The organism is Plantibacter lichenum (genome assembly GCF_050587525.1).
GTDB lineage: Bacteria > Actinomycetota > Actinomycetes > Actinomycetales > Microbacteriaceae > Plantibacter.
The window spans coordinates 24,064-49,364 of record NZ_JBOBFT010000009.1 but is presented as its reverse complement, the minus strand read 5'-3'; the positions used below and the strand labels follow the sequence as shown (position 1 = coordinate 49,364).

Here is a 25,301-nt window from a genome sequence, read left to right as displayed (position 1 = left end):
GGGGTGGGGTGGCGTGCGGTGGGGTGTGGTGGCGGCGGGCGGAGCGAGAACGAGCGCTGCGCTCAGCGCGCGGAGGCGACCGCGAGGAGGAACCAGCCCGTGTGCGGGATCCACTGCTCGGCCCAGCGCCACGAGTCGCCCTCGTCGGCGTCCGCGGGGAGGAAGGCGATGTCGCGTTCATCCGTCCAACCGGCCGTGATGCCGTTCACGATACCGCCGGGCAGGTTGGGGAAGTCCGACGCGTAGTCGACGTTGCCGCGGCCCCTCCCCTGCAGCATCGATGCGTCGAAGGGGTTCCGCCCGAGCACCCAGGCGAGCTGATCGTCGGCGTAGGCGCGGAGGCGGTCGCGATCCTCCGGAGACAGCTCGGAGGCCTCCGCGAGTCGGCCGACCTCCGATGCGGCGACCGAAAGCGACGAGATCGTCGCGTTCTCGCCCTGCCACCAGTACCCGGTCTCGTTGGCGTGCGGGAAGAAGAACGCGTCCCGCGGCGACTCGTCCTTCGGCTGCACCCGTTGTCGCGGATACCCGAAGGGATTGTGGACGGCGGCGGCGCGATCGACGTGGTCGAGCATCGCACGCACTGCGACGCCACGTGCCTTCGCGGCGTCGGACGAGGCCGGGAGCACTTCCGCGAATCGCAGGAGCGCGACGATCGGGAGGCCCGCCTCGACCGCGTGGAAGAACGGCCTTCCCGCAGCATCGCCGACGAACCAGCCCGGGCCGTAGCCCTCGTCCGTGTAGCGGCCGGCGAGTGACGCGGCACGCGATTCTGCCGCGGCGACGATGCCGGCGAGCCGGTCGTCCACGGCCGCAGCGCCCCCGACGGCGTCGCTGACGGCGTCGCCGACAGGATCGCCGACACCACCATCGGCCGGCTCGTGCCGCTCGATGAGCGCACCCGCGAGTTCCGTCGCGGCGAGCAGCGCGCAGTAGTCGTCCTGCACGTTCTCAGTCGCGTCGTCGAGGTACTCCGCGTTGTGCGCTTCGAGGTGCTCGAACGCGGCGAGCGCCGTCTCCAGATACATCTCGCGGCTGAAGTCGCCGTCATCGTCGAATCGCGACGCCCTCGCGAGCGCGGCGATCGCCACACCACCGCCCTGCCGATAGGCAGCCTGGTAGCGGTCGGTCCGCACGCAGTCGGGCAGCGGCGCCGTGATCACCCGCTCGTCGAGCTGCTTCGTCAGCGCGTCGAAGATGCCCGTGTAGAAGAAGCCGTCCGGCGAGCGGAATCGTACGAGGAAGTCCGCTCCCCACAGCGCTTCGTCGCGGAGTCTGGCCGACAGGGAGCGATCGAGTGCCGGGTGCGACCGTGCAACGGCATCACGCGACGCGGCCATCGACCACACGCACAACGGGATCTGCTGCGGCGCCATGAGCGTCGTGTAGGTGAGATGGCTGAGGAACTTGCTCGTGTCGCCGGATGCGTCGAGCCAGCCGCCGCGCGCATCGACGGTCGGCCCGTCGGGGTCGCCCCAGTGCTTCGCGGCGCGGTCCTTCCGGTCGATCTCCCCGCTCGAGCGCATGGCCTTGAAGTAGGACAGGATGTCCGACATCGTGAGCCGCTGCATGAGGTCGGGAGCGATCTCGAACGCTTCAGAGGAGACGGTGGTCCCGTCGGTCAGCACGACATCGACTCGATAGGAGCCCGTGCCGAGATCGTCCGGGAGGTCGATGCGGGCGTACTGGCCGCCCGTCCAGCCCGGCACCGGTGCGAGCGGGCCGACGAGCAGCGGGACGGCGACAGCGGGCGCGCCTTCCTGCCCGCCCGTGACCGTCGCGGAGTCGGCGGTCACAGCGGCCCCGGCGGTCACAGCGATCCCGGCGGTCCCGGCATCGACCGTCGGCAGCGCGAGCACCACACCCCTCCGACCCACGCCGTACCCGAGGTGGCTGACGAGGACCACGGCACCGGAGGATGTGGACGCTCCGGAGGGCGCGCGGGAGGACGAAGACGACGACGATTCAACCCTTGACCGCACCGGCGAGCACCGCCCCTTCCATCTTGTCCGAGAAGAACGCGTACAGGACGTACACCGGCACGAGCGTGATGAGGATACCGGCCGCGAGCACGCCGTACTGGGACGCGTTCGCGAGCGACAGTGTCGGCAGGGCGACCTGGGCCGTCCGAAGCGCTGGATCCGGTCCGATGATGACGAGTGAGAAGAAGTACTCGTTCCAGAACGACAGGAAGTTGAGGATCGTCACCACCACCACTGTCGGCACGCACAAGGGCATGTAGACGGACAGGAGCGTGCGGAACTGCCCGGCGCCGTCGAGCACCGCCGACTCCTCGAGCTCCGCCGGCACCGCCCGCATCGCCTGGGTCAGCAGGATGACGCTGATCGGCATCGCGCTGGCGGGGAGGAACAGGATGAGGAACTCGCGCGTGTGGAAGAGGTCCATGCCGATCGCGAGCATGACCGTCGGCACGAGCGCCGCGAAGCCCGGGATGAGGAAGCCCATCGCGAAGATCCGCTCGATCGCGACGCCCAGCTTGCCCTTGGCCCTGGCGAGCGCGAACGCGGCGGGCAGCGCCAGAGCGAGCGTCAGGACGTTGGCGCCGATCGTGATGTACGCCTGATTGCCGAGCGCGGGGATGAGGTTCGCCTGGCTGATCGCCTTGCCGAAGTTGCCGAGGTCGAAACCGGCGATCGGCGAGAACGGTGCGGACAGGATCCCGAGGTTCGACTTGAACGCCGAGATGACGAGGTAGTAGAGCGGGACCGCGAGGAGGACCACGTAGGTCCACACACCGAGGTGCGACAGCCACGCGAGCGGGCCGGTGGTGCGGACGGACGAGTTGCGACGGGTCGGGCGGCTGCGGACGGCGCTGCGGCGGGGAGCGGTGATCGACATCGTGACTCCTTTCAGTACTGCTGACGGAACGCCCGGCGGATGCCGAGGAGCCCGAGGATGCCGACAGCGAACAGGGCGACCGCGATGGCCTGGCTGTAGCCGACCTTGGACTGGTTGAACGCGTAGTCGTAGACGAGGAAGGACAGGTTGACGGTCGCGTTGCCCGGCCCGCCGCGGGTGAGCAGCAGGACGACGGCGGCCGAGGAGAACAACGTCCAGAGGAACTGGAGCATCGTGATGACACCGACGAACTCACGGCACATCGGCCAGGCGATGCTCCACATCCGGCGCCAGTGGCTGCAGCCGTCGAGCTGCGCCGCCTCGAACACCTCGGCCGGCAGCGAGTTCATCCGCGAGGCCAGCATGACCGCGCTGATCGACATGCTCGACCAGACGATGACGATGAGGATCGCGATGAACGCCGAGTCCGCCCGCGCCAGCCACGGGCTGACGAGGTCCTGCAGACCGACCGCCTGCAGCGCACCGTTCACGAGCCCGCTCGGCGCGAAGACGCCGAGGAAGACCATCGCCAGAGCCGGAGCGGACAGGAGGATCGGCGTGAACAGCAGGGCCCGGATGATCCGATGCCCGCGCGGTCGCAGGTACAGGTAGTACGCGATCATGAACGCGCCGACCACCACGATCGGCAGCGTCACCACGAGCTGGATGACCGTGTTCCCGATCGCCTGGTGGAAGACGGGGTCCCTCATGAGGCGTTCGAAGTTCCCGAAGCCGACGAAGGTGCGCGGCGCGATGAGGCCGCGCCAGTCGGTGAGGGAGTACGCGAACAGCGCCACGAGCGGACCGCCCGTGAAGAACAGGAACCAGACGAGGGCGGGGAGGGTGAAGACCAGCCGGCCCGCTTCGGCCCTGCCGTGCTTCCGGCTGCGCGCGCGACGAGCGCTGCGAGCCTCCTGCTCCGTCTGCGGTGGAGTCGCCGAGGCGCCGCCGTTCGGCCCGGTCTCCCGGACCGAACGGCGTTCCTCGAGGGTGGTGTCAGTCATTCGTGGTCACCCGATCGTTCGCGAGGTCAGTTCGCTGCCACGGCGTAGACGTCGTCCACGGTCTTGCAGATGAGCTTCGCGTCGTTTCCGGCCGTGTAGGCGATCGACGTCGCGCGGTACATCGGGTTGGACACGTCCGCGGGGATGAAGAGGTCGGGCATCACGGCGAAGTCGACGGCGTCCGGGAGCTTCGAGAACGCCTGGGCGACGAGCGGCGACTTCACGTTCGAGACGTCGACCTTCTGGGTCGTCACGATGTCGATGCCGCCCTCGATCATGGACTGGACCGTCTCCGGGCTGTACATGAACTTCACGAACTTCTCGACGTTGTCGATCTTCTTCTCGCCGTTGGGGCTGATCCACCAGCCTGCGGACGTGGAGCCGTGGTACGCGGTGGGCGCTTCGAAGGTGCCGCCGGAGACCGCGGGGAATCCGCCGAGCGTCGTCGTGTTCGCGAGGGCCTCCTCGGTGGAGTTGTAGCTCCACGAGCCCATGGGCGCGATCGCCGCCTTGCCGGTCTGGTAGAGCGCCGTGGCCTGGTCGGCGCTGAGGCCCTCGACGCCGTCGACGAAGACGCCGGCGTCGCGCAGCTTCGTGAAGAGCTCGACGCCCTTCATCGCATCGGCGTTGTCGCAGTAGCCGCCCTTCTGGAAGAGCTTCTCCGTCTCCGCCGGCTTCAGGTAGCTCTGGATGATCTGCAGGAAGATCTTCTGCCCTGACCAGTCGTTGCCGCCGATCGCGACCCCGCCGAAGCCGGCGGCCTTGAGGGCCGGCATCGCCGCGATGAGCTCGTCTGTCGTCTTCGGGATCTCGACGCCGGCCTGCTCGAACACCGCCGTGTTGTACCACCACGGCCAGGTGAAGCCCGCGTACGGGAAGCCGCGGAGCGCGCCGTCGGCGTCGGTCCAGTCGGCGACGGCGTCCTTCGGGAGGGCCTTATCGATGCCCCAGTCGGTGAGGTATTTGTCGACGGGGACGACGGCGCCGGTCTTGACCCAGTCGAGCTGCTTCTCGAGGAGGCCGACGAGCAGGACATCGGCTTCTTCGCCGGCGAGCAGGGACGTCTCGTACACCTGGTTGAGGTCGTCGCCGTTCTCGAGGGTCTTGACCGTGATGCCGGTCTCCTCGGTGAACTTCTCGATGGCGGCCTTCAGCGGCTTGCTCTCGGTTCCGGCGCTCGTCCAGTTGGTCTGCAGCACGATCGTGTCGGCATCGTCGCCCGCGCCCGCGCCACCTCCGCTACAGGCGGTGACGAGGGTCAGGACGGCGGCCGCGGTCACAGCGACGCCGATTCTGGTGAAAGATTTCAACATGAGATCTGTTCCTTCTGAGGGTTCGGTCTGGGTCTCGGTCTGAGGTGGATCAGGGTCGTGCCGGTGCCTTCGTCGGCACCGATTGCAGCAATGGTATGTCTTGGTATTGGAGTGGTCAATACTGGTGCACGTTTAATTTGTGAGTTGTCTTGTCGTAATCCGCCCGAAATGATTCGGAGGTATACGCGTGCTCAGGGACCCTCAGACATCGATCGGTAGGCTGGAGGGCATGCTGTCGACGACCCCGCCAGAGCCGCGCACCGCAGGGACCCGCCGTCTCCGCACACTGCTCCTCAGCGCTTTCGCGGTCACCGCGCTGCTCGGGGCGATCGTCGCGGGCGGGTCGACCGGGCAGCCCGCGAACGCCGCCACGATGCCGACCCCCGGCTCGACCCCGGGTTCGAGCAGCACCCCGACGCCCACGCGCGGCGCGACCCCGAACGCCACCCCCACCGTGAAGCCGACGCCGACCCCCACCCCGTCGCCCCCGCCCACGCAAGCCCCCACTCCCCTGTCCGGAACGGAGTTCGACCCGGGCGAGATCATCAGCGACGAGAACTTCACCGACGCCAACGCCCTCAGCGAGGCGGGCATCCAGTCGTTCTTCGCCTCGCAGAGCTGCACGCCGAAGGACGGCGTGCCGTGCCTCGCAGACTTCCGGAAGACGACGAAGTCGATCCGCGCCGCGGAGCCTGGGCACTGCGAGGCCTACCGGGGCGCGACGAACGAGTCCGCCGCCCGCATCGTGTGGAAGGTCGCGCACGCGTGCGGCATCAACCCCAAGGTCCTGCTCGTCCTCATGCAGAAGGAGCAGTCGCTCATCTCCTCGCCGAGCGAGTACGGCTACGCCCGGGCGATGGGCTGGGGCTGCCCCGACACCGGTCCCGATTTCACCGCGAACTGCGACGCCGAGTACTTCGGCTTCCAGAACCAGGTCTACCAGTCGGCCTGGCAGTTCCGGCAGTACATGCTGTACCCCGTGAACGTGCCCGGCGAAACGTACCAGCGGGAATACCACATCGGCACCGTCTTCATCCAGTACAGCCCGGACGCCGCGTGCGGCGGGACGATGGTGGACATCAAGAACCAGGCGACGGCCAACCTGTACCTGTACACCCCGTACCAGCCGAACGCCGCCGCGCTCGCGAACCTTTACGGCACGGGCGACGACTGCAGCGCCTACGGCAACCGCAACTTCTGGCGGCTGTACACCGAGTGGTTCGGCCCCGCCACCTAGCAGTCCTCGGTTTTCACTCTCGCCCCAATTCGAGCTGTGCACAATTCAGGACCGGTTGCAGAATTCAGGACCATCGGGCGGCGCGTCGGCCACCGGATCTCCTGAATTATGCAAGTCGTCCTGAATTATGCAAATCCGCGCGGAGGTCGGGCGGAAGACGCGAGGTCAGTCGGCGAGGAGCGCGATGCGGTCGGCGAGGTAGGGCTCGAGCGGCGTCGTCCCGCCGCCCGGCGTCGACGCCCAGCGCACCACGAGCACGCCGTCGCGGACCGACAGCGGCCCGGAACCGACACGGAGCGCTACCGGAGCGAGGTCGATGGGCGTCGCGTCGACATTGATGACGTCGCCGGCCTCGAACGGCCCACGGAACGCCGCAGCCTGCACCTGTCGTCGTCGCTCCACCTCCAGCGACCGGTTGCTCGGCCACTTCGTCTCGATCGCGCGAGTCACCTCGCCCGTCTCGAACAGGCGCGCCTGCCGGTCCAGGAGGAGGACGCCGAGCCGCCATGCGCGCTCGACCGGCAGGAGCACGGGCGCCCGCTTGATGAACGGGATCATCCCCGCGGGCCGGTAGTTCGCGATGACCTCGTCGCGAGCATCCGCACCGGCCAACCGCGCAGCGGCGCCGGAGAGCAGCGTGCCCAGTCTGGCCGCGAACTCAGCCTCGTCAGCGCCGACGAGCATCGAGGATCACCCCACTCGAGACCACCGGGACGGCGGGAACGCGCTGACCGGCAGGAACGACCCTGCCCGCAGCGCCTGCGAGCGCATCATCCGAGCAGATCGACATCCTGCACCGTGTTCAGAGGACGTCGTCGCGCCCGGACAGCTTGAGGGCGTCGACGACGCTCTTCACTCGCTGGGCGTTCGCGCTCGTGGTCACGAGGAGGGCGTCGGGGGTGTCGACGACGACGATGTCCTGCACGCCGATGAGGCTGATGACGCGCCCCGTCTGGCTCACGACGATGCCGCTCGACGAGTCGGCGAGCACACGCGCGTTCTCGCCGAGGATCGCGAGATCCGACTTGCGACCGCCCGAGTTGAGCTTGGCGAGCGAGGCGAAGTCGCCGACGTCGTCCCAGTCGAAGTGCGCGGGGATCACGGCCATCCGACCCGATGCGGCGGCGGGCTCGCCCACGGAGTAGTCGATCGCGATCTTCGTGAGCGTCGGCCACACGCGGTCGACGACGGGACCGCGAAGAGCCGGGTCGTCCCACACCTCGGCGAGTTCGAGCAGGCCGGCAAGGAGCTCTGGCTGCTGGCGTCCGAGTTCTTCGAGGAGCACGTCGGCCCGCGAGATGAACATGCCGGCGTTCCAGAGGTACTCGCCGCTCGCGAGGTACTGCTTCGCCGTCGCGAGGTCGGGCTTCTCCACGAAGGAGTCGACGAGCATCGCGCTCTCCGCGCCGACGAGGCCCAGGTCCGCCGCGCTGCGGATGTAGCCGAACCCGATCGCCGGCTCGGTGGGCTGGATGCCGATCGTGACGATGTAGCCCTGGTCGGCCGCATTGACGGCCTGCGCGACGGCGGCACGGAACAGGCGGTCGCCGCGGATCACGTGGTCGGCCGCGAACGAGCCGATGATGACGCCCGGCTCGCGCTTCTCGAGGATCGCGGCGGCGAGGCCGATGGCCGCGGAGGAGTCGCGCGGGCCGCTCTCGAGCACGACGTTGAGGTCGGCGAGGTCGGGGAGCTGCTGCTCGACCGCCGCGCGGTGCGCACGCCCGGTGACGACCATGATCCGCTGGTCGCCCGCGATGGGGGCGAGACGATCCCAGGTGGCGCGGAGGAGCGTGCTGCCTGACCCCGTGAGGTCGTGCAGGAACTTCGGCGCATCCGCACGGGACAACGGCCACAGGCGGCTGCCGATGCCTCCGGCGGGGATGACGGCGTAGAAGCGTTCGAGGGGGCTCAGCATGGCCCCAGAGTAGCGGTTCGGGCAGAGCGGATGCTGTTCACCGACCGGGGTTACCATAAAGGCCTTCGGCGCATGCCCGAAGGGTGCAGCGAGTCTGAAGGAGGCGCCGTCATGGCCGGACGCAACGTCCTCGGGATCCCCATCCCGTCATTCGGCGGGCGGCAGCGCCCACCGGCCCCCGCCGGCCCCTCGCAGGAGGTCCCCGACGTCGACGGCCGCAACAGCATCGTCAACGCCCGCGTCTACTCGCAAGGCGCCTGCACGGCGACCCTGACGAGCCTCACCGACACGTACGACGCGCTCGACGCGACCCCGGGCGGCGTCGCCTGGATCGGCCTGTACCGGCCGGACGAGGCCGAGCTCGCCTCCCTCGCGGCCGAGTTCGGCCTGCACCCGCTCGCCGTCGAGGACGCGATCACCGCGCACCAGCGCCCCAAGATCGAACGATACGACGACGTCCTCTTCGTCGTCCTCCGCGCTGCGACCTACATCGACGAGTCGGAGACGGTCGACTTCGGCGAGCTGCACGTGTTCGTCGGCCCCAATTTCGTCATCACCCTCCGCCACGCGGAGTCCCCCGACCTCGCCCACGTGCGCTCGCGCATGGAGCAGGAACCGGAGCTGCTCGCATCCGGGCCACAGGCCATCCTGTACGCGATCATCGATGCGGTCGTCGACGATTACGGCCCCGTCGTCGCGGGACTCGCCAACGACATCGACGAGATCGAGACGCAGGTCTTCGACGGCGACTCCTTCGTCTCCCGCCGCATCTACGAACTCCTGCGCGAGGTCATCGCGTTCGAACGCGCGACGCACCCGCTCAGCGATGTCGTCGACGCCCTCGGCCACGGCAGCGAGAAGTACGGGGTCGCCGATGAGCTGCGCCGCAGCCTCCGCGACGTCGCCGACCACCTCACGAGCGTCAACCAGCGGGTCGACGCCTATCGGGAACTCCTGCGCGACATCCTCACGGTGGACGGCACGCTCGTCACGCAGCGGCAGAACGAGGAGATGGCGAAGATGACCGCCGCGAGCCTCAAGCAGGGCGACGAGGTCAAGAAGATCTCCTCCTGGGCGGCGATCCTCTTCGGCCCGACGCTCATCGCCGGCATCTACGGCATGAACTTCCGGGACATGCCGGAACTGAACTGGTGGTTCGGGTACCCGATGGCCATCTGCATGATGGCCGCGACGAGCTTCATCCTGTACAAGATCTTCAAGCGGCGGAACTGGCTCTGACCCAACTCTCTCGACATCGAGACACTTAGGTGACCCTTAGCAGCACGACCCTCAGGATCGGCTTAGACTGGGAGCCACTACGCCGCATTGACGCACGGCAGAACGCACTGCCGCGATACGCGAAAAGTCAGGGAGGATCGTTCGTGACAGCGAGCACCACTGGGACGCCACTCGGAGCCACGACATCCAAACGCCCGGCGGGTACTCTGTACCGCGGTCGTGAAGGCATGTGGTCGTGGGTCCTCCACCGGATCACCGGCGTCGCCATCTTCTTCTTCCTTCTGGTGCACGTGCTCGACACGGCACTCGTGAGGGTCAGCCCCGAGGCCTACAACGCGGTCATCGGCACCTACAAGAACCCGATCATGGGGATCGGTGAGGTCGCGCTCGTCGCCGCCATCACCTTCCACGCGTTCAACGGGCTGCGGATCATCCTCATCGACTTCTGGTCGAAGGGCACCAAGTACCAGAAGCCCATGTTCTGGATCGTGGTCAGCGTCTGGATCGTCACGATGCTCGCGTTCACGCCGCGCCACCTGATCAACGTCTTCAGCGAGATGGGGCACTGATGTCGACAATCGCCGCACCCCGTACCCCCGCCCGTCCCGCACGCCGCAAGGGCGTCAACTGGGAGAAGTGGGGCTGGATCTACATGCGCGCCTCCGGCGTCGTGCTGATCGTCCTGATCTTCGGCCACCTCTTCGTCAACCTCATGCTCGGCGAGGGCATCAAGGCCGTCGACTTCGCGTTCGTCGGCGGCAAGCTCTCCAACCCGTTCTGGCAGTGGTGGGACGTCGCGATGCTGTGGCTCGCGCTCATCCACGGCGGCAACGGCATGCGCACCCTCGTGAACGACTACGCCACCGGACGCACCGTCCGAGGCGTGCTGAAGGTCGCCATCCTCGCAGCGGTCGCCATCCTGATCGTGCTCGGCACCCTCGTCGTCTTCACCTTCGACCCCTGCCCCGCAGGCGGTCCAGCAGACCTGCTCCCCTCGTTCTGCCCCGCGAACTAATCAGCTAACGGACCAAGAGTGACTACAGAAACCAGCGAGTCCACCGTCGTCGACGGCGTGCACTACCACCAGTTCGACATCGTCATCGTGGGCGCCGGCGGCGCCGGCATGCGTGCCGCCATCGAGGCGGGACCGGGCGCGAAGACGGCCGTCATCTCGAAGCTCTACCCAACGCGCTCCCACACGGGCGCCGCACAGGGCGGCATGGCGGCTGCGCTCGCCAACGTCGAAGAGGACTCGTGGGAGTGGCACACCTTCGACACGATCAAGGGCGGCGACTACCTCGTCGACCAGGACGCGGCGGAGATCCTCGCGAAGGAGGCCATCGACGCGGTCATCGACCTCGAGAACATGGGCCTCCCCTTCAACCGCACGCCGGAGGGCAAGATCGACCAGCGCCGGTTCGGCGGTCACACCCGCGACCACGGCAAGGCGCCCGTGCGTCGTGCGTGCTACGCGGCCGACCGCACCGGTCACATGATCCTGCAGACGCTGTTCCAGAACTGCGTCCGCCTCGGCATCAACTTCTTCAACGAGTACTACGCCCTCGACCTCATCATGAGCGACGTCGAGAACGAAGACGGAACGATCACGCAGAAGCCGTCCGGCATCGTCGCGTACGAACTGTCCACCGGCGAGATCCACGTCTTCCAGGCGAAGGCGATCATCTTCGCCACCGGCGGGTTCGGCAAGATCTACAAGACGACCTCGAACGCGCACACCCTCACGGGCGACGGCGTCGGCATCATCTGGCGCAAGGGCCTCCCGCTCGAGGACATGGAGTTCTTCCAGTTCCACCCCACCGGACTCGCCGGACTCGGCATCCTCCTCACCGAGGGAGCGCGAGGCGAGGGCGCGATCCTCCGCAACGCGAGCGGTGAACGCTTCATGGAGCGGTACGCCCCGACCATCAAGGACCTCGCGCCGCGAGACATCGTCGCGCGCTGCATGGTCCAGGAGGTCGCTGAGGGCCGCGGCGCAGGCCCCAACAAGGACTACGTGTACCTCGACTGCACCCACCTGGGCGCCGAGGTCCTCGAGACCAAGCTCCCGGACATCACCGAGTTCGCCCGCACCTACCTGGGCGTCGACCCGGTGACCGAGCCCGTCCCGGTCATGCCCACCGCGCACTACGCCATGGGCGGCATCCCGACCAACGTCAAGGCGGAGGTCCTGAGCGACAACAACACGATCGTCCCCGGCCTCTACGCTGCCGGCGAGTGCGCGTGCGTGTCCGTCCACGGTTCCAACCGTCTCGGCACCAACTCGCTGCTCGACATCAACGTCTTCGGCAAGCGCGCCGGCAACAACGCCGTCGAGTACGTCCAGGGCGTCGAGTTCACGCCGCTGCCCGAGAACCCCGCCTCATTCGTCACGGGCCTCATCGAGCAGATGCGGAACTCCAACGGCACCGAGCGCATCGCGACGATCCGCCGCGAACTGCAGGAGGAGATGGACCGCAACGCTCAGGTGTTCCGGACCGACGAATCCCTCGCAGGCGTCACGGCGACCATCCACAACCTGCGCGACCGCTACCGCAACATCGCCGTGCAGGACAAGGGCAAGCGTTTCAACACCGACCTCCTCGAAGCGATCGAGCTGGGCTTCCTGCTCGACCTCGCCGAGGTCGTCGTCTTCTCCGCCCGGAACCGCAAGGAGAGCCGCGGCGGCCACATGCGCGACGACTTCCCGAAGCGCGACGACGAGAACTACATGCAGCACACCATGGCGTACCTGTCCGGCGACCCGCACTCGTCCGATGCCGCCGATCACATCCGGCTCGACTGGAAACCCGTGGTCATCACCCGGTACCAGCCGATGGAGAGGAAGTACTAGCGATGAGCACCGCAACCCTCGAGACTCCTCCGGCGGCAGCCGACGAGATCCAGTCCTTCACCGTCACCCTCATCATCCGGCGTTTCGACCCGGACGTGGACGACGAGCCGCGCTGGCAGGACTTCGACGTGGAGATGTTCGCCACCGACCGCATCCTCGACGCCCTCCACAAGATCAAGTGGGAGCAGGACGGCTCGCTCACGTTCCGTCGTTCGTGCGCCCACGGCATCTGCGGTTCCGACGCCATGCGCATCAACGGCCGCAACCGCCTCGCGTGCAAGACGCTCATCAAGGACCTCGACATCTCGAAGCCCATCTACGTGGAGGCCATCAAGGGCCTGCCGCTGGAGAAGGACCTCATCGTCGACATGGAGCCGTTCTTCGCCTCCTTCCGCGAGGTCCAGCCCTTCCTCATGCCCGGGAAGGCTCCGGAGAAGGGCAAGGAGCGCGTGCAGTCCGTCGCCGAGCGCGCCCGCTTCGACGACACCACGAAGTGCATCCTCTGCGCCGCGTGCACCTCGTCGTGCCCCGTGTTCTGGACGGACGGACAGTACTTCGGTCCGGCCGCCATCGTGAATGCGCACCGCTTCATCTTCGACTCCCGTGACGACGCCGCCGGCGTCCGCCTCGACATCCTCAACGACAAGGAAGGCGTGTGGCGCTGCCGCACGACCTTCAACTGCACCGAGGCGTGCCCCCGTGGCATCCAGGTGACGCAGGCGATCGCCGAGGTCAAGCAGGCCGTTATGCGCGGTCGCGCCTAACACTCACGCAGCTCGCGTCTCGAACGCCCCGTTGGTCTCCGGACCGGCGGGGCGTTCGTGCGTCTGAATCCGCGCGCTCGTCATCCTGCTCTCGTCGTCCCGGGGTGTTCACAACTCAGGACGGCCCCGGCGCGTCGGCGGCGACACGCCGCGGCGCGGCCCCGACACGCCGCGGCGCTCCTGAGTTGTGAACAGGGCTGCGCGGATGCGGGCGCGCGATGCGCCGGTCAGCGGGGCGCCGCCATCGTGCGAGCCGCCGCGGCGGAGGGAGCCCCGAGGACCTCCGATGCGAGGGCACGCGCAGACTCGAGGGTGAACTGGCGGAGCTGGTGCCGCACGTCCTCGATCGCGGCCGGCGACATCGAGAGGCTCGATGCGCCGAGACCGACGAGGACGACCGCGAGCATCGGATCGGCCGCCGCCTCCCCGCACACGCCGACGGGGCGACCAGAGGCGAGACCTGCGTCGCCCACGAGCTTCACGAGTCTGAGGACGCCGGGATGCCACGGATCCTGGAAGCGCGCGAGCCGTCCGTGCTGGCGATCGGCGGCGAGCGTGTACTGGGTGAGGTCGTTGGTCCCGATGCTCACGAAGTCCGCGATCCCGAGGATCTGCCCTGCGAGGACCGCGCTCGACGGGACCTCGATCATGACCCCGGCCGTCTGCAGCCCGTGCTCACGCGCGAGGGTGACGAAATACTCGGTCTCCTCGACGTCGGCGACCATCGGCGCCATGACCTGCAGTTCGGCTTCGGTCGCGGAACCGGCCTCCGCCAGCGCCGTCAGCTGGTCGCGGAGGATCGACTCGTTGGCCTCCAATGCACGGATGCCGCGCAGCCCGAGAGCGGGATTCGCCTCGGCCGGGGAGCGCAGGAATGCGAGCGGCTTGTCCGCGCCGGCATCGAGCACGCGGGCGATGACACGTTTGCCCGGGAACTCCGCGAGCAGTTCCGTGTAGTGCTCGACCTGTTCCGCGACGCTCGGCGGCGTGCGCCGGCCGAGGAAGAGGAATTCGGTGCGGAAGAGACCGACGCCCTCGGCTCCGCAGTCGATCGCGGCGATGGCGTCCGACGGCGTCCCCACGTTCGCGAGCAGCGGGACCAGCGTGCCGTCGGCGAGTTCGCCCGGACCGCTCGGCGAGACGCGGATGCGGCGTGCCGAGCGGGACATCGCCGTGCGCACCTGCCGCGCCGCCGGGGCCACCGTCACGACTCCGGCATCGGCGTCCACCAGGACGAGCTCTCCGTCGGCGATCTCGTCCGCCCCGTCGACCCCGACGACGGCGATGAGCGACTTCTCGCGCGCGAGGATCGCCGTGTGCGAGGTCGCCGAACCGCCGCTCGTAACGAGCGCGAGCACCTTCGAGAGATCGAGGAGCACGGTGTCGGCAGGGGCGAGGTCCTGGGCGACGAGCACGAACGGCGTCTCCGACTCCGGTGCCCCCGGAGGCGCCACTCCCGTGAGCCTCGCGACGACCCGCTGCGAGACATCGCCGATGTCCGTCGACCGCGCCGCCATGTACTCACCGAGGTTCATGAACATCTGCTGCACCGTGACGAGCGCTTCATAGACGGCGCGTTCCGCGGTCTTGCCCGAGGCGATTCGGCTCGCGATGTCCTCGGCCAGTGCCGGGTCGTCGGCCATGAGCGCCTGCGCTTCAAGGACGTCCTGCGCGTGGCCGCCCGCGCGAGCGGCCCGTTCGCGGAGTTCGCTGCGGGTCTCGGCGAGGGCGATGGCCGCCCGCGACTGCTCCGCCTGCAGGTCGCCCTCGAATGGGACGTCCTCCGGCTCGGGCAGCGGATCCTGCATCCTGAGGACGGGACCGGCCACGACGCCGCGCCCGACGCCGACCCCACCGAAGGTGCGGTGCTGCCCCGTCGCGGCCTCGTGCATGGTTCGACCATAGTCCAGCCGCTCGTCGGCGGACGTTCCCTGGCGCGGCGGTTCCGCGTCGTCGCAGAGCCCGGGGCACACCCGAGGTTCCGTGCGCTTGTAGGCTGGGCGCGTGGTGAGCGCACGGGGCACGAAGCGGGGCACGTCGAGCGAGCGCAGCGCGGCCTCGGCTCCCTCGCATCCCGTCCCTCCACGTGATCGACACGAGGCGACACCGCACACCGAGCCCCGCGATCCCGATGTCGAACTGCCGGCGATCTTCTCGACCCTCCGCGAGAGCGACAACGCGATCGTCAAACGGCTCGACCCGCAGCTCACCTTCGCCGAACGTGTCACGGCGTGGGTCCTCAAGCTGAAGCCGTACCGGGTGCTCAAGCAGTATCTGGACTCGGACGGCAATCTGCTCGCCGCCGGCATCAGCTTCCAATCGGTGTTCGCCGTGTTCGCCGCCGTGTACGTCGGATTCGCGATCGCCGGCATCTGGCTCACCGGCAATCCAGACCTCTTCAACGCGCTCGTCGAGATCATCAACCGCGCCGTTCCAGGGCTGATCGGCAAGGAAGGCATCATCAGCCCGGAGGCGCTCACGAACGTGAACCTGTTCGGGTGGACGGGTGCGATCGCCGCTGCCGGGCTCATCTGGACGGCCATCGGTTGGCTGTACTACACCCGCCAGGCCGTCAGGGCGGTCTTCGACCTGCCGAAGGTCACGGCGAGCTTCGTGATGCTGAAGCTCGTCGACCTCCTCCTCGCGCTCGCGTTCGGCGTCCTGCTGTTCGCCTCGGCCGCGCTCTCCGCGTTCAGCACGCAGGCGCTCAGCTGGCTGCTCGGCCTGCTCGGCCTGAGCAACTCCTTCTGGTTCACCCTCGCAGCGGGAGCCGTCGGTCTGCTCGGCGCCGTCCTCATCAACTTCGTCACCCTGAGCGGCATGTTCCGGGTGCTCAGCCGCATCAAGATCCCCTGGCGAGACCTCGCGTTCGGCGCACTGCTCGGCAGCGTCGCGCTCTCCGTCCTGAGCATCGTCAGCAGTGCGGTGATCGCGGGAGCGTCCCGGAACCCGCTGCTCGCCACGTTCGCCGTGTTCGTCGGCCTGATGCTGTGGTTCAACCTGGTGAGCCGCGTCATCCTCATCTCAGCTGCGTGGATCGCCGTGGGGCTCGAGGACAAGGGGATCAGCGTCCACAAGCTCACACCTGCCGAGGAACTGGCCAGGCAACGCGAAGCGGAACGGATCCTCGCCCGGGTGAAACTGCGTGATGCGCAGGCCGCCGTGGACCGCGCGACGTGGCCGGGCAAGTGGCTGGCGGAACGACGGCTGCGTGAAGCCGAGGCGGAAGCGGATCGTGTCGGAGCCCGCGACTAAGCTGGTTCCATGTCATCGTCCCTCCGCATCGCCAGTGTCAACGTCAACGGAATCCGTGCAGCATTCCGGAAGGGCATGGGCGAGTGGCTCGCTCCCCGGGACGTCGACATCCTGGCCATCCAGGAGGTGCGCGCCTCCACGGAGGACATCGAGGGCCTCCTCGGACCCGAGTGGAACATCCTGCATGATGCCGCCACCGCGAAGGGCCGTGCGGGCGTCGCGCTCGCCAGCCGCCGCTCCGCCGAGATCCACCGTGTCTCCTTCGGCGCCGACGACTTCGACAGCGCCGGCCGCTGGTTGGAGGCCGACTACGACATCGATGGCACGATCGTCACCGTCGTGAGCACCTACGTGAACTCGGGCGAAGCGGACACCCCCAAGCAGGTCGAGAAGTACAAGTTCCTCGAGGCCTTCGTCGAGCGCATCCCGCAGCTGCAGGCGCACAACCCGCTCTCGCTCATCGTGGGCGACCTCAACGTCGGCCACCGTGAGCTCGACATCAAGAACTGGAAGGGCAACGTCAAGCGTGCCGGCTTCCTGCCACAGGAACGCTCCTACTTCGACCGCATCCTCGGCACCGCCGGCGAGACCGTGACGGGTGTCGACGGCGTGCAGGGGCCCGGCCTCGGCTGGGTCGACATCGGACGCCGCTCCGCGGGTGAGGTCGAAGGACCGTACACCTGGTGGTCGCAGCGTGGCCAGGCGTTCGACAACGACACCGGTTGGCGCATCGACTACCACCTGGCCACGCCCGAGCTGGCGGCCAAGGCGAGCAACTACACGATCGACCGCGCCGCGTCCTACGCAGAGCGATGGTCCGATCACGCTCCCGTCGTCGTCGACTACGCCATCTGAGCCGGATCACTGCTCAGCACGTGCTCTGACGACGGCCGTACCCTTTTCGGCCAGGCGCTTTGCGCCACCCCAACGTTTGTGAGACCAACATGACCAAGCCCCGCCTCTACTCCGGTATGCAGCCCTCCGCGGAGTCGCTCCACCTCGGCAACTACGTCGGTGCGATCCTCCAGTGGAAGCAGATGCAGCAGGAGCACGACGCCTTCTTCAGCGTCGTCGACCTCCACGCGATCACCGTGCCGCAGGACCCCGCGGAACTCCGCGAGAAGACCCGTCGCACCGCCGCCCAGTACATCGCCGCCGGCATCGACCCGTCCGCGTCCACGCTCTACGTGCAGTCGCACGTGCCCGCCCACGCGCAGCTCGCCTGGATCCTGAACACGATCACAGGCTTCGGCGAGGCGAGCCGGATGACCCAGTTCAAGGACAAGTCGGCCAAGCACGGCCGCGATGCGGCATCGGTCGGCCTCTTCGCCTATCCGGTGCTCATGGCGGCGGACATCCTCCTCTTCCAGACGGAGGTCGTGCCGGTGGGCGACGACCAGCGGCAGCACGTCGAACTGACTCGCGACCTCGCCGAGCGCTTCAACTCGCGCTTCGGCGAGACGTTCACGATCCCCAAGGCGCAGATCCAGAAGGAGACCGCCCGGATCTACGACCTCCAGAACCCGACATCGAAGATGTCGAAGTCGGCGGAGACTCCCGCCGGGATCATCTGGTTGCTCGACGACCCGAAGGTCACGCAGAAGAAGATCATGCGCGCCGTGACGGACACGGACGGCGTGGTCGCCTACGACCCGCAGGAGAAGCCGGGCGTCTCGAACCTGCTCAGCATCTACTCTGCGCTGAGCGGTGAGTCGATCGATTCCGTGGTCGCCTCCTACGAGGGTCGCGGGTACGGCGACTTGAAGAAGGGTCTCGCAGAGGTCGTGGTCGGCACGGTCGAGCCCATCCGTGCGCGTGCACTCGAGCTCCTCGACGACCCTGCGGAGCTCGATCGCCTGCTCGCGGTCAACGCCGCTCGGGCGTCCGAGGTCGCCGAGGCGACGCTCGCCACGGTCTTCGACCACATCGGTCTGCTGCGTCGCAGCTGACTCGTCGTCCGTCGCGCTCCTCCGCTCCCCTCGCCTGCACAGAACTCCTTCGATTCGCATAACTCCTTCGATTTGGGCATAGCCCGCGCGTTGTCCCCGGAATTCCGGGCCTCAGCACGGGCCACTGTCGAAATCGAAGGAGTTATGCACGAGGTGGTCGACTCCGGAGCAACGGGACAGGCCGGACAAGTGCTGATCCGGGATGACCGTCTGGCACGCCAGACCTGCTGAACGAGCGTTATCGGGCGGCGAGCACTGGCCCGACGATCCCACGAATGGCATCGCGAACGAGCGACGGCTCGAAGACGATGTGCTGGTACAGCGGCCGCAGCGTCGGCAGCCCGAGTCCGCCGATCTTGAGGTCCCGTGTGCGGTCGCTCACCGCGTTCGGCCAGCCTTCGTGGTGCGCCCGACTGTCCACCTCGATCACGAGGCACCCCTCGACGACGAAATCCACACGCCCGATTCCCGTGAACGATCGCTGGATGACGAACCGGTAGCCGAGTTGCCGGAGGAGAAGCGCGAGCAGCGTCTCCGCGCCCGATTCGCATCGCCCTTCGACCAAGCGCCGGAGCACGCGGCGACGCACTGGAATCGCGTCGAACACTCGGTCCAGATCCGCCTCCGTCACGAGTCCCAGGTACACCGCGCTGTCAAGGGTCGCGACCGCCATCCGAAGCGGTTGACACGCGATTGCGTGGACTAGTGCATCGATGATCGACACCGTGTGGGTGGTCGACCGCGATGGATCGATCAGCGGGCTCCAATGCAGGCGGAAGGTGCTCCGGTCGCTCTCGCAGAGACGCCGGTCCGTCTGTGATGCACCGCGCAACCGAGAACTCAGCGGCTCGATCTGGATGTGCACGACGGCCGGCCCCTGCATCACGAACACCCCGGCGGCCGCGAGCGCCGATACGCACGCTACTCGGCCCCCGACGCGCACGGCCGTCCGGATGTCCTCGGGCGGTTCGACGTCGGTGTAGTGGTCCCGCCTGATCCTGAACAGCACTCCGGCTCGCACCGCGCGAGTGATGCCGAGCGGCGACATCCCGCGCCGGAGCAGCATGGATCTCGAAAGGATGTGGACGGTCTGACCGTTGGCTCGTCTCATCGCTCCATCGTCAACATCTCGCAGTCGAAACGACGCGGATGGCCCCAGCTGTGGATGATTCTGCGCTCCTCTCGCTCTGTGGAGGAGTTTCGGTCATCGTCGTAACTCCTTCGATTCCGACGTCGCTCCGCTGGAAAGCCCGGAATGGCGCGGAGACGAAGTCGGCGATGTCCAGATCGAAGGAGTTATGACGGTCTGCAGGGGGATGGGGATTGGCGATGGAGTGGGACGATGGGAGGGTGAGTTCCCCTGCTTCCCTCGTCCTGTTCGACCTCGACGACACGCTCCTCGACCACCGCGGAGCCGTCGCCACCGGCATCCTCCAACACGTGGGATCGCTCGGGGAACCGTACGTCGGCTTCCGCGACGAGAAGGTCCAGGCGTACTGGCACGCCCTCGAGGAACGCCACTACCACCGGTACCTGACGGGCGAGCTCGACTTCGCCGGACAGCGCCGTGCCCGCGCCATGGACTTCGCCGATGCGTACGGTGTCACCCTCGACGACGCCGAGGCCGACGAGTGGTTCGACGCCTACTTCGAACGGTATCGGGACAGCTGGACGCTCTTCCCCGACGCGCTCCCCTGCCTCGACCGACTGGCTGCGGCCGGCTCCCGCACTGGCGTCATCACGAACGGCGACCCCGACTTCCAGAGTGTGAAGATCGCACGCCTCGTGCTCGGTGAACGGTTCGAGCACATCGTCGCATCCGGCGCGGTCGGGATCGCGAAACCCGCCGCCGGCATCTTCCACCACGCCTGCGCGCTCTACGGCATCGACCCGTCCGAGGCCGTGTACGTGGGCGACCGCCTGCTGACCGATGCGATCGGTGCAGCACGCGCAGGACTCACAGGAGTGTGGTTGAACCGCAACGGCGACGATGTGCCGCCCGGTGCCATTGGACACGGCGACGACGACAGCGCCGATCCGCTCGCCATGGCCGAGCAGGCCGGAGTTCGCGTGATCTCGAGCCTCGACGAGCTGCCCGCCGACCTGAACTGACGACGGACGTCGATCGGCCGTGCCGTGCCGTGCCCGTGCCGTGCCGTGCCGTGCCGTTCCGTTCCGTTCCGTTCCGTTCCGTTCCGGAGGCATCCTCCACCCCCTCGGTTCGAGCACAACTCCTTCGATTCAGACACAAGCTCATCGAGACGCCCGGAATTCCGCGGATCGCGAATCGACGACGTACGGATTGAAGGAGTTACGCTCGGTCGTTCGGCGGCTCGGACGGGGGCGGTCCGGAATGCTCGGCGATGGAAACGCAGAACGGCCCGCCCTCCCGAAGGAGAGCGGGCCGTGCTTGGCACTTCGCACTTCGACAAGCTCAGTGACCGGAGACCGGCTCAGTGACCGGAGACCGGCTCAGCGACCGGACACCGGCTCAGTGAACCCACTTCGACAAGCTCAGTGACCGGAGACCGGCTCAGCGACCGGAGGCTGGCTCAGTGACCGGCGACCGTGTGGCTACTCGACGTCGTCGTCCACCCAGTCGAAGGTCTTCGTGACGGCCTTCTTCCAGTTGCGGTAGAGGCGGTCGCGCTGGTCCTTGTCCATGGACGGCTCCCAACGCTTGTCCTCCTGCCAGTTCTTGGCGAGGTCGTCGAGGTCGGACCAGAAGCCCACCGCGAGACCGGCCGCGTACGCGGCGCCGAGGGCGGTCGTCTCCGCGACGACCGGTCGGATGACCGGCACGCCGAGGATGTCGGCCTGGAACTGCATGAGCGTGTCGTTGGCGGTCATGCCGCCGTCGACCTTCAGTTCCGTGAGCGGCACACCGGAGTCGGCGTTGACGGCGTCGATGACCTCAGCCGTCTGGTACGCGGTCGACTCGAGAGCAGCGCGGGCGATGTGGCCCTTGTTGACGTACCGAGTGAGACCCACGAGCGCACCACGGGCGTCCGGACGCCAGTACGGCGCGAACAGACCAGAGAACGCCGGCACGAAGTACGCGCCACCGTTGTCCTCGACGGTCTTGGCGAGCGCCTCGACCTCTGGAGCGGAGGAGAACATGCCGAGGTTGTCGCGCAACCACTGCACGAGCGAACCGGTGACGGCGATGGAGCCCTCGAGCGCGTAGTGCGGCTTGGCGTCGCCCAGCTTGTAGCCGAGCGTCGTGAGCAGGCCGTTCTCCGAGTGGACGATCTCTTCACCCGTGTTGAAGATGATGAAGTTACCGGTGCCGTACGTGTTCTTCGCCTCACCCTGCTGGAATGCGGCCTGGCCGAAGGTGGCGGCCTGCTGGTCGCCGAGGATGCCCGCGATGGGCGTCTCGCGGAGCAGGCTGTCGTCGGACGCGTGGCCGTAGACCTCGGAGGAGCTCTTGATCTCGGGGAGCATGGACTTCGGGACACCGAAGATCTCGAGGATCTCGTCGTCCCACTGCAGCGTCTCCAGGTCCATGAACAGCGTGCGCGATGCGTTGGTCACGTCGGTGACGTGCACACCGCCGTTGACGCCGCCGGTCAGGTTCCAGAGGACCCAGCTATCGGTCGTGCCGAAGAGGAGGTCGCCGGCTTCCGCCTTCTCGCGGGCCCCTTCGACGTTCTCGAGGATCCACACGATCTTCGTGCCGGAGAAGTAGGTGGCGAGCGGGAGCCCGACCTTCTTCTTGAAGCGCTCGACGCCGCCGTCCTCCGCGAGGCGGTTGACGATGTCCTGCGTGCGGGTGTCCTGCCAGACGATCGCGTTGTAGACGGGCTGACCGGTGGTCCTGTCCCAGACCACTGCGGTCTCGCGCTGGTTGGTGATGCCGATGGCCGCGATGTTGTGGCGCGTGATGTTGGCCTTGCTGAGTGCCTGGCCGATCACTTCACGAGTGTTGTTCCAGATCTGGTTCGGGTTGTGTTCGACCCATCCCGCCTTCGGGAAGATCTGTTCGTGCTCGAGCTGGCCGGTCGAGACGATCGAGCCGCTCTTGTCGAAGACGATGGCCCGGGAGCTGGTGGTTCCCTGGTCGATAGCGATGACGTAGTCCGCCATTGGAGGTACTCCTTCGTTGCGATGTGGGACGACGATCACCCGCCGCCCCCGGGGTGCTGCAGCGGGGCCCGTTCAGGCTCCGCTGCAGCGTCGGGTTACGTGAGGACGGGCAGCAGGACGAACGACGCGAGGCCGGCGAGCACACCACCGATGAGCGGACCGACGATCGGGACCCACGAGTACGACCAGTCGCTCGAGCCCTTGCCCTTGATGGGCAGGATGGCGTGAGCGATGCGAGGACCGAGGTCACGTGCCGGGTTGATGGCGTAACCGGTCGGGCCACCGAGGGAGGCACCGATACCGACGACGAGCAGGGCGACCGGGAGGGCGCCGAGTGCGGCGAGACCGGCCGGGACGGTCGTCGAGGTTTCGACGCCGGGTCCGACCTTGCCGAACGAGAGCACGACGAACACGAGCACGAAGGTGCCGATGATCTCGGTCACGAGGTTCCAGCCGTAGCTGCGGATCTCAGGGCCGGTCGAGAACACGCCGAGCTTCTTGCCCGGGTCTTCTTCGAGGTCGAAGTGCTGCTTGAAAGCGAACCAGGTGAGGATGGCACCGATGAAGGCACCGACGAGCTGAGCCGCCCAGTAGACGAGGGCTTGACCGATGGTGATCTTGCCGACGGTCAGCAGACCGATGGTGACTGCTGGGTTGAGGTGGGCGCCCGACGCGTAGGAGACGGTGACACCGGCGAAGACAGCGAGACCCCAACCGAAGTTGATGAGGAGCCAACCGCCGCCGAGACCTTTCGACTTCGTGAGGATCGCCGTTGCGACGACACCGGTTCCGAGGAGGACCAGCATCGCCGTTCCGACGACCTCGGAGAGGAAGATGATACCGAGGTTCATGTCTTCATTGACCTTTCTTGGATCGTGCTCCTGGGGGCAAGCGCTGCCACCGGAGAGAGGGTTACACGTACCAGTTAGCTGTAAGGTAACCAGCCTTGCTTGCACGGGACAAGAGGCTCGCCTGCACGTTCGTGCATTATGCGGATTCGGTGGCCTTCGTCTGGCTGTGCTCGCGCAGATCGACCTGGTTCGCCGTGGCGAGGTGGTCGAGGGCTGCTGCGATCTCCGCCGCCCGCTCATCGGCGGTCCACCCGAGTGCGTGCGCGAGCGCATCGGCGATCTCGTCGACGAGCGGCGCGGTCAGCGATCCCGTGAAGGCGAGGCTCGTGCGGCGGTGCAGGACGTCGGCGAGGCGCACGACCTGTTCGCCCTGTGCGAGGTACTCGATCTCCTGGCGGCTGTAGTCGGCTGCTCCGGCGAAGCGGTCGTCACCGTGTTCCGCGAGGTACTCGAGGAAGCCGGCCGCGTTCGTGCCGTAGCGGTTCAGGAGCTGCTCGGCGCGTTCACGGCCGAGGCCGTCCTCGTGTCCGGCGACCCAGGTCCGGAGCGCGGAGTCGGTGCGCGGGAATCCTGCGCCGCCGCCGATCGCGAGTCCGACCGTGGAGACCGTGCGGGGCGTGCCGATGACTTCGAGGACCTCGGTGCTGAGGTGCTCGGCGAGGGCGCGGAACGTGGTCCACTTGCCGCCGACGAGGCTGAACACGGTGGTCGAGGGACGCTTCGAGGCGGCACGCTTCTCGATGCGGTAGTCGCGGGACACGAAGCCGGGTGCCTCGTCGTCGTGGCGCGGGAGCGGGCGGATGCCGGCGAAGCGGTAGACGATCTGCTCGCGGTCGACGCGGATCTTGGGGAACACGTGACGGACGAGGTCGAAGAAGTAGTCGACCTCGGCCTCCGTGCACACGCTCGGCTCCGAGGGGTCCGCGTCGATGTCGGTCGTGCCGACCATGACCTTGCCCTTGAGCGGGTAGATGAGGACGATGCGGCCGTCGTTGTGCTCGAAGAAGATCTCGCGGCCCTTGGTGGCGGCGAGGAGCTCGTCGTTGTCGAGGACGATGTGCGAGCCCTTCGTGCCGCCCATGTACCGGGTCGGTTCGCCGAGGTCGCCGTTGGTGAGGTCGGTCCAGGGGCCGGAGGTGTTGACCACGACGTCGCTCGCGACGGTGAAGGTCTCGCCGGTCACGGTGTCGCGGAGGGTGACGCCGTCCGGGCCCATGCCGATCGCTTCGACGTAGTTGGACGCACGGGCGTTGTCGCCTGCTGCGAGGCCATCCATGAGCACGTCGAGCGCGAGGCGCTCCGGGTCGTGCATCGAGGCGTCGTAGTAGGTGGCCGTGTACTTGAGATCGCTGTTCAGCTGGGGCAGGTCCTCGAGCGACTTGCGCTTGCCGTGGAAGCGGTGACGCGGGACGCTGCCGCCGTCTCGGGAGAAGGAGTCGTAGGCGGTGAGGCCGACTTTGATGAGGAGGGCGCCGCGTTCCTTCGGCTTGCCCTGCTTGTGGGTGAGGAAGCGGAGGGGCGCGGAGAGGATGCCGGAGAAGGTGGAGAAGATCGGCACGGTCGTCTCGAGCGGCTTGACGTAGTGCGGGGCGATCTTGATGAGGCCGTTGCGCTCCTGCACGGATTCCTGCACGAGGCGGAACTCGCCGTTCTCGAGGTAGCGGATGCCGCCGTGGATCATGTGGCTGGATGCGGAGGAGGCGCCGGAGCACCAGTCGTTCCGCTCGACGAGCACGACGTCGACGCCCTGCAGCGCGAGGTCGCGGAAGGTGGCGATGCCGTTGATCCCACCGCCGATGACGAGCACCTTGGCGCTCGGACGCTCGGTGATGCTCTGGACTGACGGACGGGTACCGGATGTCGACTGCGACATGTGAACTGCCTCGCTTCTTCGGGCGGCGCGTGAGGTATTGCGTCGTTCGGTTGGATGTGACTCAATAAGTGTGACGCATCCACAACAATGAGCAACCCC

At 67.5% G+C, this 25,301-nt stretch carries 21 protein-coding genes; 10 read left to right on the top strand and 11 right to left on the bottom strand.

The features are described from left to right. Positions 1-62: 62 nt before the first annotated feature. The 4 genes from ACQ3HB_RS13345 to ACQ3HB_RS13330 are packed head-to-tail and all read right to left on the bottom strand — an operon-like array spanning position 63 to position 5,176. A complete protein-coding gene (locus tag ACQ3HB_RS13345) occupies positions 63-1,907 on the bottom strand; it encodes a glycoside hydrolase family 9 protein (RefSeq protein WP_430920552.1) in 1,845 nt (614 codons plus the stop codon). Positions 1,908-1,965: 58 nt separating this feature from the next. Then, positions 1,966-2,859 (bottom strand): carbohydrate ABC transporter permease, encoded by an 894-nt coding sequence (locus ACQ3HB_RS13340; RefSeq protein ID WP_430920551.1) that lies wholly within the window; start codon positions 2,857-2,859, stop codon positions 1,966-1,968. 11 nt (positions 2,860-2,870) lie between these two features. Next, positions 2,871-3,863, bottom strand: coding sequence for a carbohydrate ABC transporter permease (locus tag ACQ3HB_RS13335; RefSeq protein ID WP_430920550.1), 993 nt, complete (start codon positions 3,861-3,863; stop codon positions 2,871-2,873). Between the two features lie 26 nt (positions 3,864-3,889). Further along, positions 3,890-5,176, bottom strand: a complete 1,287-nt coding sequence (locus ACQ3HB_RS13330; RefSeq protein WP_430920549.1) for an ABC transporter substrate-binding protein — start codon at positions 5,174-5,176, stop codon at positions 3,890-3,892. Positions 5,177-5,405: 229 nt separating this feature from the next. On the opposite strand from ACQ3HB_RS13330, the gene ACQ3HB_RS13325 reads away from it, so the two are divergent. After that, complete coding sequence (locus tag ACQ3HB_RS13325) at positions 5,406-6,413, top strand: hypothetical protein (protein ID WP_430920548.1); 1,008 nt, start codon at positions 5,406-5,408, stop codon at positions 6,411-6,413. Between the two features lie 165 nt (positions 6,414-6,578). Here the strand turns inward: ACQ3HB_RS13325 and ACQ3HB_RS13320 are convergent, their stop codons facing one another. Together ACQ3HB_RS13320 and ACQ3HB_RS13315 are read right to left on the bottom strand one after the other, a co-directional pair. Further along, positions 6,579-7,097 (bottom strand): hypothetical protein, encoded by a 519-nt coding sequence (locus tag ACQ3HB_RS13320; protein WP_430920547.1) that lies wholly within the window; start codon positions 7,095-7,097, stop codon positions 6,579-6,581. A gap of 118 nt (positions 7,098-7,215) precedes the next feature. Then, entirely contained in the window at positions 7,216-8,331 is a 1,116-nt protein-coding gene (locus ACQ3HB_RS13315; RefSeq protein WP_430920546.1) for a mannose-1-phosphate guanylyltransferase, read from the bottom strand. Between the two features lie 111 nt (positions 8,332-8,442). Here ACQ3HB_RS13315 and corA point away from each other — a divergent pair, with 111 nt between their 5' ends. From corA to ACQ3HB_RS13290, 5 genes are all read left to right on the top strand, one after another. After that, positions 8,443-9,570 carry a magnesium/cobalt transporter CorA gene (gene corA / locus ACQ3HB_RS13310; protein WP_430920545.1) on the top strand — a complete coding sequence of 376 codons (1,128 nt, stop codon included), beginning with the start codon at positions 8,443-8,445 and terminating at the stop codon, positions 9,568-9,570. A 143-nt stretch (positions 9,571-9,713) separates the two neighbouring features. After that, complete coding sequence (gene sdhC / locus ACQ3HB_RS13305; RefSeq protein WP_430920544.1) at positions 9,714-10,139, top strand: succinate dehydrogenase, cytochrome b556 subunit; 426 nt, start codon at positions 9,714-9,716, stop codon at positions 10,137-10,139. Next, positions 10,139-10,585 (top strand): succinate dehydrogenase hydrophobic membrane anchor subunit, encoded by a 447-nt coding sequence (locus tag ACQ3HB_RS13300; protein WP_430920543.1) that lies wholly within the window; start codon positions 10,139-10,141, stop codon positions 10,583-10,585. Before sdhC ends, ACQ3HB_RS13300 begins: the two co-directional genes overlap by 1 nt. A gap of 18 nt (positions 10,586-10,603) precedes the next feature. Further along, positions 10,604-12,421 carry a succinate dehydrogenase flavoprotein subunit gene (gene sdhA / locus ACQ3HB_RS13295; RefSeq protein WP_430920542.1) on the top strand — a complete coding sequence of 606 codons (1,818 nt, stop codon included), beginning with the start codon at positions 10,604-10,606 and terminating at the stop codon, positions 12,419-12,421. A 2-nt stretch (positions 12,422-12,423) separates the two neighbouring features. Then, entirely contained in the window at positions 12,424-13,185 is a 762-nt protein-coding gene (locus ACQ3HB_RS13290; protein ID WP_430920541.1) for a succinate dehydrogenase iron-sulfur subunit, read from the top strand. 227 nt (positions 13,186-13,412) lie between these two features. Here the strand turns inward: ACQ3HB_RS13290 and ptsP are convergent, their stop codons facing one another. After that, the gene (gene ptsP / locus ACQ3HB_RS13285; RefSeq protein WP_430920540.1) at positions 13,413-15,077 is read right to left on the bottom strand and encodes a phosphoenolpyruvate--protein phosphotransferase; all 1,665 of its coding nucleotides are present in this window, start codon (positions 15,075-15,077) and stop codon (positions 13,413-13,415) included. Between the two features lie 112 nt (positions 15,078-15,189). Here ptsP and ACQ3HB_RS13280 point away from each other — a divergent pair, with 112 nt between their 5' ends. The 3 genes from ACQ3HB_RS13280 (at position 15,190) to trpS (ending at position 18,389) form a co-directional block, all read left to right on the top strand. Then, positions 15,190-16,440, top strand: a complete 1,251-nt coding sequence (locus ACQ3HB_RS13280; protein WP_430920539.1) for a YihY/virulence factor BrkB family protein — start codon at positions 15,190-15,192, stop codon at positions 16,438-16,440. Positions 16,441-16,449: 9 nt separating this feature from the next. Continuing rightward, positions 16,450-17,295 carry an exodeoxyribonuclease III gene (locus ACQ3HB_RS13275; RefSeq protein WP_430920538.1) on the top strand — a complete coding sequence of 282 codons (846 nt, stop codon included), beginning with the start codon at positions 16,450-16,452 and terminating at the stop codon, positions 17,293-17,295. A gap of 89 nt (positions 17,296-17,384) precedes the next feature. Beyond that, positions 17,385-18,389: a tryptophan--tRNA ligase gene (gene trpS / locus ACQ3HB_RS13270; protein WP_430920537.1), complete on the top strand. Its 1,005-nt coding sequence runs from the start codon at positions 17,385-17,387 to the stop codon at positions 18,387-18,389. Between the two features lie 238 nt (positions 18,390-18,627). Here trpS and ACQ3HB_RS13265 read toward each other — a convergent pair whose 3' ends face one another. After that, positions 18,628-19,500, bottom strand: a complete 873-nt coding sequence (locus tag ACQ3HB_RS13265) for a hypothetical protein (RefSeq protein ID WP_430920536.1) — start codon at positions 19,498-19,500, stop codon at positions 18,628-18,630. 239 nt (positions 19,501-19,739) lie between these two features. Between ACQ3HB_RS13265 and ACQ3HB_RS13260 the strand changes: the two genes are divergently transcribed. Continuing rightward, positions 19,740-20,501 (top strand): HAD family hydrolase, encoded by a 762-nt coding sequence (locus ACQ3HB_RS13260; protein ID WP_430920535.1) that lies wholly within the window; start codon positions 19,740-19,742, stop codon positions 20,499-20,501. Between the two features lie 462 nt (positions 20,502-20,963). Here the strand turns inward: ACQ3HB_RS13260 and glpK are convergent, their stop codons facing one another. The 3 genes from glpK to ACQ3HB_RS13245 form a co-directional block, all read right to left on the bottom strand. Next, entirely contained in the window at positions 20,964-22,478 is a 1,515-nt protein-coding gene (glpK, locus tag ACQ3HB_RS13255) for a glycerol kinase GlpK (protein ID WP_430920534.1), read from the bottom strand. Positions 22,479-22,573: 95 nt separating this feature from the next. Further along, positions 22,574-23,329, bottom strand: coding sequence for an MIP/aquaporin family protein (locus ACQ3HB_RS13250; RefSeq protein ID WP_430920533.1), 756 nt, complete (start codon positions 23,327-23,329; stop codon positions 22,574-22,576). Between the two features lie 136 nt (positions 23,330-23,465). Next, a complete protein-coding gene (locus ACQ3HB_RS13245) occupies positions 23,466-25,202 on the bottom strand; it encodes a glycerol-3-phosphate dehydrogenase/oxidase (RefSeq protein WP_430920532.1) in 1,737 nt (578 codons plus the stop codon). Between the last annotated feature and the right edge of the window lie 99 nt (positions 25,203-25,301).